The sequence below is a fragment of the Pseudomonas tohonis genome (genome assembly GCF_012767755.2).
GTDB classification, from domain to species: Bacteria; Pseudomonadota; Gammaproteobacteria; order Pseudomonadales; family Pseudomonadaceae; genus Metapseudomonas; species Metapseudomonas tohonis.
Genome location: NZ_AP023189.1, coordinates 6,662,650 through 6,676,253 on the forward strand (window position 1 = coordinate 6,662,650; position 13,604 = coordinate 6,676,253).

The 13,604-nt window shown below is 66.8% G+C and carries 12 protein-coding genes; 2 read left to right on the forward strand and 10 right to left on the reverse strand.

Annotated features, from left to right (window positions below):
* Positions 1-4: 4 nt before the first annotated feature.
* The gene (locus tag HSX14_RS30305) at positions 5-160 is read right to left on the reverse strand and encodes a hypothetical protein (RefSeq protein ID WP_173178203.1); all 156 of its coding nucleotides are present in this window, start codon (positions 158-160) and stop codon (positions 5-7) included.
* Positions 161-260: 100 nt separating this feature from the next.
* Between HSX14_RS30305 and HSX14_RS30310 the strand changes: the two genes are divergently transcribed.
* Positions 261-1,568 (forward strand): CitMHS family transporter, encoded by a 1,308-nt coding sequence (locus HSX14_RS30310; RefSeq protein WP_173178202.1) that lies wholly within the window; start codon positions 261-263, stop codon positions 1,566-1,568.
* A 105-nt stretch (positions 1,569-1,673) separates the two neighbouring features.
* Positions 1,674-2,435 carry a TerC family protein gene (locus tag HSX14_RS30315; protein ID WP_173178201.1) on the forward strand — a complete coding sequence of 254 codons (762 nt, stop codon included), beginning with the start codon at positions 1,674-1,676 and terminating at the stop codon, positions 2,433-2,435.
* 76 nt (positions 2,436-2,511) lie between these two features.
* Here HSX14_RS30315 and prfH read toward each other — a convergent pair whose 3' ends face one another.
* From prfH to HSX14_RS30360, 9 genes are all read right to left on the reverse strand, one after another.
* Complete coding sequence (gene prfH, locus HSX14_RS30320; protein WP_173178200.1) at positions 2,512-3,126, reverse strand: peptide chain release factor H; 615 nt, start codon at positions 3,124-3,126, stop codon at positions 2,512-2,514.
* Positions 3,126-4,262, reverse strand: coding sequence for an RNA ligase RtcB family protein (locus HSX14_RS30325; protein ID WP_173178199.1), 1,137 nt, complete (start codon positions 4,260-4,262; stop codon positions 3,126-3,128). The genes prfH and HSX14_RS30325 overlap by 1 nt, the downstream gene beginning before the upstream one ends.
* Before the next feature lie 215 nt (positions 4,263-4,477).
* The gene (locus HSX14_RS30330; protein WP_173178198.1) at positions 4,478-5,374 is read right to left on the reverse strand and encodes a peptidoglycan DD-metalloendopeptidase family protein; all 897 of its coding nucleotides are present in this window, start codon (positions 5,372-5,374) and stop codon (positions 4,478-4,480) included.
* A gap of 101 nt (positions 5,375-5,475) precedes the next feature.
* Positions 5,476-6,378: a response regulator gene (locus tag HSX14_RS30335; protein WP_173178197.1), complete on the reverse strand. Its 903-nt coding sequence runs from the start codon at positions 6,376-6,378 to the stop codon at positions 5,476-5,478.
* Between the two features lie 298 nt (positions 6,379-6,676).
* Complete coding sequence (gene phoU / locus HSX14_RS30340) at positions 6,677-7,426, reverse strand: phosphate signaling complex protein PhoU (protein WP_173178196.1); 750 nt, start codon at positions 7,424-7,426, stop codon at positions 6,677-6,679.
* A 118-nt stretch (positions 7,427-7,544) separates the two neighbouring features.
* Positions 7,545-8,378 carry a phosphate ABC transporter ATP-binding protein PstB gene (pstB, locus tag HSX14_RS30345; protein ID WP_173178195.1) on the reverse strand — a complete coding sequence of 278 codons (834 nt, stop codon included), beginning with the start codon at positions 8,376-8,378 and terminating at the stop codon, positions 7,545-7,547.
* Between the two features lie 81 nt (positions 8,379-8,459).
* A complete protein-coding gene (gene pstA, locus HSX14_RS30350) occupies positions 8,460-10,076 on the reverse strand; it encodes a phosphate ABC transporter permease PstA (protein WP_173178220.1) in 1,617 nt (538 codons plus the stop codon).
* Positions 10,077-10,143: 67 nt separating this feature from the next.
* Positions 10,144-12,432, reverse strand: coding sequence for an ABC transporter permease subunit (locus HSX14_RS30355; protein ID WP_228723516.1), 2,289 nt, complete (start codon positions 12,430-12,432; stop codon positions 10,144-10,146).
* 169 nt (positions 12,433-12,601) lie between these two features.
* The gene (locus HSX14_RS30360) at positions 12,602-13,573 is read right to left on the reverse strand and encodes a phosphate ABC transporter substrate-binding protein PstS (protein WP_111263322.1); all 972 of its coding nucleotides are present in this window, start codon (positions 13,571-13,573) and stop codon (positions 12,602-12,604) included.
* Between the last annotated feature and the right edge of the window lie 31 nt (positions 13,574-13,604).

Consider the following 13,604-nt stretch of genomic DNA (forward strand, 5'->3'; position numbering starts at 1 on the left):
CCCGTCAGGATTTCGCAGCACGTTCGCCGCCGATTCCCGGCGAAAGCTGGCTGAAAGCTTCGCCCCTTAGCATCGCCCCACCGCCGGCGAAGACCGGCCGCCGGGTGCTGCACCCGCTCCACCCGGCAACCCCGACAACAACAAGATGGGTGATTGCCATGCTCCGCTCCTGCCGCCTCAACGGCCTCGTTCCGCCCCCTCTCCGTACCCGACCCGCGCGCTGATCCAGCCCCGCCCTCGCCCTCGTCCGGAGATTCCCCATGCTGACCTTCCTCGGCTTCGCCATGGTCATGACCTTCATGTACCTGATCATGACCAAGCGCCTGTCCGCGCTGATCGCGCTGATCATCGTCCCCATCGCCTTCGCCCTGCTCGGCGGCTTCGCGGCCGGCATCGGCCCGATGATGCTGGAGGGCATCGGCAAGCTCGCGCCCACCGGCGTGATGCTGATGTTCGCCATCCTCTACTTCGCCCTGATGATCGACTCCGGGCTGTTCGACCCCGCCGTGCGCGCCATCCTGCGCCTGGTCAAGGGTGACCCGCTGAAGGTCTCGGTGGGCACCGCCGCGCTGGCGCTGATCGTCTCCCTCGACGGTGACGGCGCCACCACCTACATGATCTGCGTGGCTGCGCTGCTGCCGCTCTACAGCCGCCTGGGCATGAGCCCGCTGATCATGGCGGGGCTGATCATCCTCGCCGGCGGCATCATGAACATGACCCCCTGGGGCGGCCCCACCGCCCGCGCCGCCAGCGCCCTGCACGTGGACCCGTCGGACATCTTCGTGCCGATGATCCCGGCCATGATCGCCGGCTCCCTGGCCCTGTTCGGCCTGGCCTGGGCCTATGGCAAGCGCGAGCGCGCCCGCCTCGGCGTGCTGCACCTCCCGGACGAGCCGACCCGCCACGACGAGATCAGCGTCTCCCAGTACCCGGAAGCGCGCCGGCCGAAACTCTTGTGGGTGAACGCGGCGCTGACGGCCGCCCTGATGGTCACGCTGATCGCCGGCCTGCTGCCACTGCCGGTGCTGTTCATGATCGCCTTCAGCATCGCCATGATCATCAACTACCCCTGCCTGCAGCAGCAGAAGGAGCGCGTCGCGGCCCATGCCGGCAACGTGCTGGCGGTGGTGGGGCTGATCTTCGCCGCCGGCATCTTCACCGGCATCCTCACCGGCACCGGCATGGTGGAGGCCATGTCCAAGAGCCTGCTGGCGGTGATCCCGCCCGCCCTCGGGCCCTACATGGCGGTGATCACGGCGCTGGTGAGCATGCCCTTCACCTTCTTCATGTCCAACGACGCTTTTTATTACGGCGTGTTGCCGGTGCTCGCCGAGGCGGCGGCCCATTACGGCATCAGCCCGGTGGAGATGGCGCGGGCCTCAATCGTAGGCCAGCCGGTGCACCTGCTCAGTCCGCTGGTGCCCTCCACCTACCTGCTGGTGGGCCTGGCGAAGATCGAATTCGGCGACCACCAGCGCTTCACGTTGAAGTGGGCGGTGATGATCTGTCTGTGTATCCTGCTCGCCGCACTGTTACTCGGCGTGTTCCCGCTGTTCGGTACACACTGAACCGCAGGCGACGCGCCCTCGCCGAAGCCGGAAATGCGCCTGCGCACGTTCCGGCTTCGGCGTGCTCCAACCCCCTGACCGCTGAACACACGAGGAATCCGCATCATGGAATGGCTGACCAGCCCGGAAATCTGGGTCGCCTTCTTCACCCTGACTGCCCTGGAGATCGTCCTGGGCATCGACAACATCATCATGATCGCCATCCTCGTGGGCCGCATGCCGCCGCACATGCAGGCACGCACCCGCTTCTTCGGCCTGGCGCTGGCGATGATCACGCGCATCATGCTGCTGCTGTCGATCACCTGGATCATGCGGCTCACCGCCGACCTGTTCCACGTCTTCGGCCAGGGCATCTCCGGGCGCGACCTGATCCTGTTCTTCGGCGGCCTGTTCCTCCTGTGGAAGAGCAGCACCGAGATGTACCACAGCCTCGAAGGCGAGGATGAAGCCGAGCAGCCGCAGGCCGGCGGCGCCGCGCGCAACTTCATCGGCACCATCATCCAGATCGCCATCATCGACATCGTGTTCTCCCTGGACTCGGTGATCACCGCCGTGGGCATGGTGTCCCACGTGCCGGTGATGGTCGCCGCGATCGTCGTCGCCGTGCTGGTGATGATGGCCGCCGCCGGCACCATCAGCGACTTCATCGACAAGCACCCGAGCCTGAAGATGCTGGCACTGTCCTTCCTGGTGGTGGTCGGTACCGTGCTCATCGCCGAGTCGTTCGAAGTCCACGTGCCCAAGGGCTACGTCTACTTCGCCATGGCCTTCTCCCTGGCCGTGGAAGCGCTGAACATCCGCATGCGCACCGCGCGCGGGCGCAAGGAAGACCCGGTCAAGCTGCGCAAGGACATCCCGGGGGAATGAGCCCGGACATAAGCGCCAGCTGAAATGAAGAACGGGGCCGAATGGCCCCGTTTTTCATGGGTGGGTGAACGCCGGCTCACACCGGCTCGAACCGCTCGCCTCGGAAGCAGCGCACCGGGTTGCCGCGCTCCACCCGGTGGTGGAACAGGCGGCGCTCCGCGCGCAGGGCGCCGTCCGCCTCCTCGGCCCGCTGCGCCAGGCGCTGGCCGATGAGCAGGACGGCCAGGCGCTTGTTGGCGTGCTGGCTGCGCTCGCTCTGCACCTTGACGCTGATGCCGCTGGCCAGGTGGGTGGCGCGCACCGCCGAGTCGGTGGTGTTGACGTGCTGGCCGCCCGGCCCCGAGGCACGCAGCGCTTCGAAGCGGATCTCGCCTTCGAGGCTGGCCGGCGGTGCGGCGAACCGCGCCCCGCCGAAGAACCAGTTCTTGCGCCCGTGGTTGGGCCGGTAGGGGCTGGGGCAGGTCCATTGCAGGGAACCTTCCCAGCGCCCGGCCAGCGCGTCCGCATGCGCGCCGTCCAGGGCCAGGAGCACGGAGGCGAGGGTGCCGCGACGCGCGCCCTCCTCCCGCTCCAGTACCTGCGCCTGCACGTCCAGCGTGGCGGCTTCGTCCAGCAGCCGTTGCAGCGCCTTGGCCACCGCCAGGGCGCATTCGTCCGGCCCCTGGGCCGCCGAGAGTTGCAGGAGGATCATCAGCAGCACCCTCCGCGCGTCTTGTAGGTCAGCACCGGCTTGAGCCGCGCCAGCACCTGCACCAGCCCGGCGTCACGCAGGGCACCGACCACCGAGTCGATGGCCTTGTAGGCTTCCGGCGCTTCCTCGTAGATCAGCGCGCGGTCGGCGCAGATCACCCGGCTGCCGAGGGCGGTGCGTTCCAGTTGCTCGACGCTGTAGCGCTTGGCGAGGCGGTCCTTGCACTCGCTGCGCATCCACTTGCGCCCGGCGCCGTGGGCCAGGGAGTTGAGGCTGCGCTCGTCGGCCACCGGGGCCACCAGGTAGCTGTAGTCGCCGCGGGAACCGGGGATGACCATCACGCCCTGGTCGGCGGGGGTGGCGCCCTTGCGGTGCAGCCAGCCGTCGACGCCGCCGAGGGTCGCGGCGGAAACGAGGTTGTGGTTCACATCCAGCAGCTGCTCGCCGTTCGCACGCAGGCGGTCGAGGATGCGTCGGGCGATGAGCTGGCGGTTGGCCTCGGCGAAGCGCAGGGCGCCGTCGTGGCGGGCCAGGTAGTGCTCGGCTTCCGGGCTGCCAGCCTCCAGCCCGGCGTGGCTGAAGCGGTCCACCTGCTCGCGCAGGATGGCTTCGCCCAGGCCGCGCGAGCCGCTGTGCACCAGCAGGAGCAGGTGCTTGCGGTCGATGCCCAGGGCCGCCAGGGCCGTGTCGTCATAGGCCTCGTCGAGCTGCTGCAGCTCGGCGAAGTGGTTGCCGCCACCGATGGTGCCCAGGGAACGCTCGTGCCCGCAGGGCGCCAGGCCGAAGGCGGCGATCGCCTCCTGCCAGCTGTCGTCCAGCGGCGCATCGAGGGAGCCCAGGCGCTTCTCCAGCTTGTCCAGGTGGAGCTTGGCGACGGGGATGTCGGTGCGCCAGAAGGCCATGCCGCAGCCGATGTCGTTGCCCACCAGGGCGGGGTAGAAGCGGCCGCTGGAGAAGAACGCGGCGCCCACCGGGTAGCCACGCCCCGGGTGCAGGTCCGGCATGCCGGCCACCCGTTGCATGCCCGGCAGGCGGGCGGTGGTTTCAAGTTGCTGGATCGCTTTTCCTTCGATCCAGGTGTCGTCCGCGGCGATCAGGGTGATGCCGTCGGCCAGATTGCGAATGCAAGTGCCCATGGTCCAATCCAAATGGGTTGAAACGAAAAATGCTTGGATTTGGCAGGTCTGGGTCGGGCAGTGCGGGACCGTCGCGAAGAAGGACGGAAGAAGCGTTTAAGCCAGGCGCGACCTGCAAAGGGTGATCAGTGTCTGCATGATGGACCTCCTTTGCTGTCGGGTTGGGGGGAAAGGCGCGCATCTTAGGCGCGCCGCCCGGATTGACGCAAGCGCTGTCATTCACCGCCCACGGCGAAGTTGGGCAGGGTGTCCACCGGCTGGGCGAACTGGAAGGGGATGGATTCGAGCGCAAGGCCCACGTTGCGCTGGATGACGAAGTGCAGGTGCGGGCCGGTGCTGTTGCCGGTGTTACCGGAGCGGCCGATCTGCTCGCCGATGGCGACGCGCTGGCCCTCCTGGACCTTCACCGAGCCGCGCATCAGGTGCAGGTAGACGCCCATGGTGCCGTCGTTGTGGAGGATGCGCACGAAGTTGCCGGAGGGGTTGTTGCCCCGCCCGCTCTGCTGGTTCTCGATCTTCACCACCATGCCGGGCCGCGCCGCGACGATGGGCGTGCCTTCGGGCATGGCCACGTCCTGGGCGTAGCGGCCCTTGGGGGTGAAGTGGCTGTACTGGCCGTTGGCGCCCTGGGTCAGGCGGAACGGGCCGCCCACCCAGGGCAGCGGGTAGCGGTAGAGCGAGGGCTGCTGGCGCGGGTCGCCCAGGGCGTAGCGCAGGCGCGGCTTGTAGCGCATGGCCTTGCTGGCGTCGGCCGGGGCCAGGGTGGCGAGGCGGATCTTGCTGCGCGGCGGCAGCACCCAGCGGATTGGCTTTTCCGGCGCACCCACGGCGTTGCTGACGTTGTTCAGGCTCAGCTCGACTTCCACCGGCGCATACAGGTCGTTGCGCACCAGCAGGGTCTCGCCGGCGTCATGCTTCTGGGTTTCCAGCTTCACCGAGAGGTCGAGGCGCTCGACCATGCGGTCGCGGAAGACGAACACCTGCGCACCGGCGACGGCCTTGTCGGTGTAGGTCACCACGCCGTTGGCATCGGTGTACTTGTAGATGGTCAGCGCGCACGCCGGCAGGGCTGCCGCCAGCGAACCGCAGAGAAGGAGGATGCGCCCTAGCATGACTGCATGGATCTAGTGGTTATGGGTGTTCGAGCTGGCAAGCCTAGCAGCGCCGCCGGCACCGCGCGAGGCACCGGCCGTCGGGCTGTGACGGGGTTGGCTCAGGCGCCGGGTACGAAATGTTTCTGTGCCGAGCCACGGGCGATCAGGCGCGACAGGTAGTCGAGCTTCTGCGGATCGCGGTCGACGAAGCGGAAGGTCAGTTGCAGCCACTCGCTGTCGGGCTTGGGTTCGAGGGCCGAGACGGCGTGCAGGTAGCCGTTGAGGCGCGCCACCTCGCCACCCTCGCCCTGTTCCAGGTCGAGCACGGCGCTTTCCAGCACCTGGGGCAGCGGCTCGCCGCGCTTCACCACGAGGTGGGCGTCCTTGAGGCTGATGGTCTTGATCACGCAGGACAGCACGCCGCTGGGCAGGCGCAGCTGGGCTTGCCCACGGCCTCCCGGCGCCTGGCCGGCAGCCTTGGCCGAGGGGGTGGGCGCAGCCGGCTTGGCGGCGGCCTTGGGCGCCGCTGCGGGCTTGACCACCTCGGCCTTGCCACCGGTGAGGGCGGCGAGGGAATCGTTGGCGAAGCCGCCGGAGCTGAGCATCTTCGGCGGCGCGCCGGCGGCCAGGGCCTCCATCTTGCCGGCGCGGGCCAGCTGCTTCTTCACCTTGGTCACCAGCTGGTCGTTGGAGAAGGGCTTGCCGATGTAGTCGGAAACCCCGGCCTGGATGGCCTGCACCACGTTCTCCTTGTCGCCGCGGCTGGTCACCATGACGAAGGGCGTGGTCTTGAGCGTGTCCTGGGCGCGGCACCAGGTGAGCAGCTCGAGGCCGGACATCTCCGGCATCTCCCAATCGCACAGGATCAGGTCGACGGGCGTGCGCGCCAGCATCTGCTGGGCCTTGCGCCCGTTGATCGCTTCTTCGATCTGGATGCCGGGGAAATGGTCGCGCAGCCCCTTCTTCACCAGGTCGCGAATGAAGGACGCATCGTCCACTACCAGCACTGTCACCTTGCTCATCGACCACTCCTCAGAGAACGGGCGTAAGCATAGCCTCGGCTGATAGCGCTTTGCCAAGCTGAATGCGACATCGCGCACCCTTTCGCGTGAAAGGTGGCGCCAGGGCCTTGGTCGGCAGGGGACTGGCGGGGCTCGCGGGACGTCACCGCGGAGGAACGCATCGCGAATGAATTCGCTCCCACACGGCAGGAGACGCTTCGCGAGCAGAGCCCGCTGCTACGGTGGGAGGTAGAGAAAGGGGTGGAGCCGCAAACGAAAACGCCCGGCATGGCCGGGCGTCTTGCCGAAGCGGGGCGGATCAGCTGGCGGGGGTATCGCCGGCCTTGTTGGCGGTGCCCTTCACTTCTTCCTGCATGCGCGCCAGGCCCATGTGGCGCACGTCGGTGCCGCGCACCAGGTAGATCACCAGTTCGGCGATGTTGCGCGCGTGGTCGCCGATGCGCTCCAGGGAACGCAGGGCCCAGATGATGTTGAGCACGCGGCTGATGGCGCGCGGGTCTTCCATCATGTAGGTGACCAGCTCGCGCAGGGCGGTCTTGTATTCGCGGTCGATGGTCTTGTCGTACTGGGCGACCGACAGGGCCAGGTCGGCGTCGAAGCGGGCGAAGGCGTCCAGGGATTCCTGCACCATGCGGCGCACCTGGTCACCGATGTGGCGGACCTCGACATAGCCGCGCGGCGACACGCCCTCCTCGCAGAGCTGGATGGCGCGGCGGGCGATCTTCGAGGCTTCGTCGCCGATGCGCTCAAGGTCGATCACCGACTTGGACACGCTGATGATCAGGCGCAGGTCGGAGGCCGCCGGCTGGCGACGGGCGAGGATGCGTACGCACTCCTCGTCGATGTTGCGCTCCATCTGGTTGATCTCGTCATCGATCTCGCGCACCTGCTGGGCCAGGCCCGAGTCGGCGTCGATCAGTGCGGTGACGGCGTCGTTGACCTGCTTTTCCACCAGGCCGCCCATCGCCAGGAGGTGGCTGCGCACTTCCTCCAGTTCGGCGTTGAACTGCTGGGAGATGTGATGGGTGAGGCTGTCTTTGTCGATCATGTTTTCGCTCCGCGAAAGCCGCAAGCTTCAAGCTGCAAGCTTCAAGTCGGTTGATTCGTGTCCCTGAGCTGACTTGCCGCTTGAAGCGTGCGGCTTGCAGCTGTCGCGTCCCACGCGACTAGCCATAACGACCGGTGATGTAGTCCTCGGTCTGCTTCTTGGCCGGGTTGGTGAACAGGGTATCGGTATCGCCGAATTCGATCAGCTTGCCCATGTACATGAACGCCGTGTAGTCGGAGACGCGCGCGGCCTGCTGCATGTTGTGGGTGACGATGACGATGGTGTACTTGCTCTTGAGCTCGTAGATCAGCTCTTCCACCTTGAGGGTGGAGATCGGGTCCAGGGCCGAGCAGGGTTCGTCGAGCAGCAGCACTTCGGGTTCGACCGCGATGGTGCGGGCGATGACCAGGCGCTGTTGCTGGCCGCCGGAGAGGCCGAGGGCGGATTCGTGCAGGCGGTCCTTGACCTCGTCCCACAGCGCCGCGCCCTTGAGGGCCCACTCGACGGCTTCGTCGAGCACGCGCTTCTTGTTGATGCCCTGGATGCGCAGGCCGTAGACGACGTTCTCGTAGATGCTCTTGGGGAAGGGGTTGGGCTTCTGGAACACCATGCCGACGCGGCGGCGCAGTTCGGCCACTTCCTCGCCCTTGCGGTAGATGTTGTTGCCGTCGAGGCGGATCTCGCCCTCGACGCGGCAGCCGTCCACCAGGTCGTTCATGCGGTTGAAGCAGCGCAGCAGCGTGGACTTGCCGCAGCCGGACGGGCCGATGAAGGCGGTCACGCGCTGTTTCGGGATGTTCATCTGCACGTCGTACAGCGCCTGCTTCTCGCCGTAGAACAGGTTCAGGCCCGGCACTTCGAGGGCAACCGTTTCCTGCGCCAGGCTCAGGCTCTGCTTGCTGCGGCCGAGGGCGGAGATGTTGACGCCGTGGCTGTGGCTTTCGTGTTGCATGGTTTCACTCCGTTCGTAGCGCCAGGCTACAAGCTTAAGTTTTCAAGCGGAGCGGCGTGCTGCACGCCGCTCGGGGCTGACTCAGTTATCCAGCGCCTTGTACTTCTCGCGCAGGTGGTTGCGGATCGCCACGGCCGAGAGGTTCAGCAGCGCGATCACCAGCACCAGCAACAGCGCGGTGGCGTACACCAGCGGACGGGCAGCCTCGACGTTGGGGCTCTGGAAGCCGACGTCGTAGATGTGGAAGCCCAGGTGCATGATCTTCTGGTCCAGGTGCAGGTAGGGGTAGTTGCCGTCCACCGGCAGGCTCGGGGCCAGCTTCACCACGCCCACCAGCATCAGCGGCGCCACTTCGCCGGCGGCACGGGCCACGGCGAGGATCAGGCCGGTCATCATGGCCGGGCTGGCCATCGGCAGGACGATCTTCCACAGGGTCTCGGCCTTGGTCGCGCCCAGGGCCAGGGAGCCTTCGCGCACCGCACGGGGGATGCGCGCCAGGCCTTCCTCGGTGGCGACGATCACCACCGGCACCGCGAGGATGGCCAGGGTCAGCGAGGCCCACAGCAGGCCCGGGGTGCCGAAGGTCGGCGCCGGGGCGGCTTCGGGGAAGAACAGGCGGTCGATGGAGCCGCCCAGCACATAGACGAAGAAGCCCAGGCCGAACACGCCGTAGACGATGGCCGGGACGCCGGCCAGGTTGTTCACGGCAATGCGGATGATGCGGGTCAGCAGGCCCTGCTTGGCGTACTCGCGCAGGTAGATGGCCGCCACCACGCCGAAGGGGGTGACGATCACGGCCATGATCAGGGTCATCATCACGGTGCCGAAGATGGCCGGGAAGATGCCGCCCTCGGTGTTGGCTTCACGCGGGTCGTCGGCGAGGAATTCCCACAGCTTGGCGAAGTAGAAGCCGATCTTCTGGAACAGGCCCATCGAGTTGGGCTGGTAGGCATGCACCACCTTGCCCAGGGAGATCTCCTGCTCCTGGCCACCGGCCTCGCGGACCACCACGCTGTCGCGGTTGAAGGCTTCGTGCAGGCCGCCCAGTTGCGCTTCGAGGCCCTTGTAGCGGGCTTCCAGCTCGGCGCGCGCGGCGGCCAGGTCGGCCTGCGCGGCGGCGTCCAGCTTGCCGTCCAGCTCCAGCTTGCGGCCTTCCAGGCGCAGGCGCTCGAGGCCGTGGTTGATGGCGCCGATGTCCTTCTTCTCCAGCTTGTAGAGCTGGGCGTAGAGGTCGTCGACGCGCTTCAGGCGCTTCTGCAGCTCGGCCATGGCGGCGTCGCCTTCGGCGACGACCTGGCCGTTCTCCTTCACGCTCACCAGGCGACCGTAGAAGTTGCCCCACTCGCGGCGCTCCATGGCGACCAGCTCGGCGGGTTTCTTCTGGTCCTGCAGCCATTCGCCCACCACCCAGGTGAAGTCGCTGCCGTACACCTCGCGGTTGCCCACCTTGACCAGCTCGCGGGTCATGAACTCGGGGCCCTCCTCGGGCACCGGCAGGCCGGCACCCTTGAGGCGCGCGCGGGATACTTCCTCGATCTGTACCGCTTCGCCGATCAGCGCCTTGGGCGCCTGGCCCGGGACGCTGTACTGGGCTTCGATCAGGTCGGCCGGCCAGAAGTGGCCGAGGCCACGCACGGCGATCACCGAGAGCAGGCCGATGGTCATGATGACGGCGATGGATACCGCGCCACCGCTCATCCACACACCTGGCGCGCCGCTTTTGAACCAGTATTTGAGGGAAACCTGTTTCACGGAATTCTCCACCTTAAAGCGAGGCGTATTTCTTGCGCAGGCGCTGACGGATCAGCTCTGCCAGGGTGTTCATGACGAAGGTGAACATCAGCAGCACCAGGGCCGCGAGGAACAGCACGCGGTAGTGCGAGCCACCCACTTCGGATTCCGGCATCTCCACCGCGACGTTGGCCGCCAGGGTGCGCATGCCTTCGAAGATGTTCACTTCCATCACCGGGGTGTTGCCGGTGGCCATCAGCACGATCATGGTCTCGCCCACCGCACGGCCGAGGCCGATCATCAGCGCGGAGAAGATGCCCGGGCTGGCGGTGAGGATCACCACGCGGGTCAGTGTCTGCCAGGGCGTGGCGCCCAGGGCCAGGGAGCCGTAGGTGAGGCTGCGCGGCACGCTGAAGATGGCGTCCTCGGCGATGGAGAAGATGTTCGGGATCACCGCGAAGCCCATGGCCAGGCCGACGATCAGGGCGTTGCGCTGGTCGTAGGTGATGCCCAGGTCATTGCTGATCCACAGGCGCATGTCGCCGCCGAAGAACCAGGCTTCCAGCAGCGGGCTCATGCCCAGGGCGAGCCAGCCCACCAGCAGCACCACGGGGATCAGGATCGCCGCTTCGAAACCGTCCGGCACGCGCAGGCGGATCGACTCGGGCAGGCGGCTCCAGAGGAAGCCGGCGAGCAGGATGCCGATCGGCGTGAGCAGCAGCAGGCTGAAGATGCCCGGCAGGTGCCCCTCGACGTAGGGCGCCAGGAACAGGCCGGCGAAGAAGCCGAGGATCACCGTCGGCAGCGCTTCCATCAGCTCGATCACCGGCTTGACCTTGCGGCGCATGCTCGGCGCCATGAAGTAGGCGGTGTAGATGGCGGCGGCGATGGCCAGCGGGGCGGCCAGCAGCATGGCGTAGAAGGCGGCCTTGAGGGTGCCGAAGGTCAGCGGCGCCAGGCTCAGCTTGGGTTCGAAGTCGGTGTTGGCCGCGGTGGATTGCCAGACGTACTGGGGCGCGTCGTAGCTTTCGTACCAGACCTTGCCCCACAGCGCGCTCCAGGAGACTTCCGGGTGCGGGTTGCGCAGGCTGAAGGGCAGCAGCTGGCCGCCTTCCTCGATCACCACGCGGTTGGCGCGGGGCGAGAAGGCCATCACACCGGCGCCGTCGGTGACCTGCTCGATCAGCAGGGTGCGCTCGGCGGTGCTGTGGAAGACGCCGAGCTTGCCGCTGGCATCCAGGGCGAGGAAGCCCTTGCGACGCTCCTCGGGGGCGATCTGCACCACCGGCGCCTGGCCCAGCTGGAAGCTGCGGATGTGGGTCAGGCGGGCTTCGCCGTCGGCGCCACGGACCATGAACCACTGGCTCACGTCGCCCTTGGAGTCACCGATCATCAGGGAGATGCCACCCAGCAGCAGGTTGCTCGAGGACACTTCGCGATCACCTTCCTCGAACAGCTTGTAGCGGCCGTTGAGGCTCTTGTCGTGCAGGCTGAAGACATCCACCTGGGCGCGACCGTTGACCACGTACAGCCACTGCTGGCGCGGGTCGACGTAGATGGCCTTGATCGGCTCGGTCATCTGCGGCAGGGCGATGGCGTTCTGCTCGACCGTGGTCTCGCCGGTCATCATGTTTTCTTCGCTGACCAGTTCCTGCACGTGCAGCTGGTTGCCGGTGGAGCCGGCCAGCAGCAGGGTCTCGTCGTTGTGGTTGACCGCCACGTGCTCCAGCGCGCCGCCGTCCTGGTTCAGCACTAGGGGCTTGTCGCCGTAGGGGAAGTCGATCTGCGGGGTGATGACCCGCTTGTTGTCCGGGTAGGTCACCGCATAGCTGTGCTTGAACAGCAGCACCTGGCCATTGGAGAGGCCCAGGGCCACCAGCGGGCTGCCGGGCTGGTCCTGGCCGATGGACACCACGCTCGCGCCGGCGGGCAGCGGCAGCGGGGTGCGCTTGAGCTCGGCGCCGTCCTTGGTGGCGAAGAACACCGCTTCGCCCTTGTCGGAAATGCGCATGCCGACCTGGTTCTGCTCCTCGATGGTCAGCAGCAGCGGCTTGCCGGCGTCCTGCTGGAGCCAGGCGGGGCTCTGCACCTTCTTCGCGGTCAGCTCGGCACCCTGGAACAGGGGCAGCACCACGTAGGCGAGGTAGAAGAAGATCAGGGTGATGGCCGCGAGCACGGCCAGGCCGCCCACCAGTACGTACCAGCGGGTCAGGTTGTCTTTCAGCGCACGGATGCGACGCTTGCGCTGCAGCGCCGGCGTGTTGAAGTCGATGCGCTCGGGGGGATTCGTCGAGGTCATGGGGGAACTGGCCAGATCATTCATGGGCACACCCTAAAGCCTTCGTATGACAGAAAGATTACAGCGAGGTGACGCAACGAGGCCCACCCTGGGCATGCTGCCGGGGGCGGGCCTCCATGGCGGGGGTCTCCCGCCATCGTCGCGTCCTTGCGGGGCGGCCTGCGAAGCGGCCGCCCCCTTCATCTGTCCTGGATTACAGGCCCAGATCCTTCAGTGCTTTTTCAGCGACCTTGGCCGGCAGCGGGATGTAGCCATCCTTCACCACGACCTGCTGGCCTTGTTGCGACAGGACCAGCTTCACGAACTCGGCTTCCAGCGGGGCCAGAGGCTTGTTCGGGGCCTTGTTGACGTAGACGTAGAGGAAGCGGGACAGCGGGTAGCTGCCGTTCAGGGCGTTCTGCTCGTTGTCTTCGACGAACTCGCCGCCCTCCTTCTTGGCCAGGGCGACGGTCTTCACGCTGGACGTCTTGTAGCCGATGCCCGAGTAGCCGATGCCGTTGAGGGACTGGCTGATGGACTGCACGACGGAAGCCGAACCCGGCTGCTCGTTGACGTTGGCCTTGAAGTCGCCTTTGCACAGGGCTTCTTCCTTGAAGTAGCCGTAGGTGCCGGATACCGAGTTGCGGCCGAACAGCTGGATCGGCTTCTCGGCCAGGTCGCCGGTCACGCCCAGCTCGCCCCAGGTCTTGATGTTGCTCTTGCCACCGCACAGGCGGTTGGCGGAGAAGATGGCGTCGACCTGCTGCATGGTCAGGCCTTTGATGGGGTTGTCCTTGTGCACGAAGATCGCCAGGGCGTCGACGGCGACCGGGACGGCGGTCGGCTTGTAGCCGTACTTCTGTTCGAAGGCCTGCAGCTCGACGTCCTTCATCTTGCGGCTCATCGGGCCCAGGTTGGCGGTGCCTTCGGTCAGAGCCGGCGGCGCGGTGGAGGAACCGGCGGCCTGGATCTGGATGTTCACGTTCGGGTATTCGCGCTTGTAGGCTTCGGCCCACAGGGTCATCAGGTTGGCCAGGGTGTCCGAACCGACGCTGGAGAGGTTGCCGGATACGCCAGTGGTCTTGGTGTAGGACGGGATGGACGGGTCGACAGCGGCAACCGCGCTGGCGGTCGCAACGCCGGCGGCGACGAAAGTCAGGGCCGCCATCAAACGCTTCAGTTTCATGCCTTGCTCCTAGCAAAGGATCGGGTTGGAT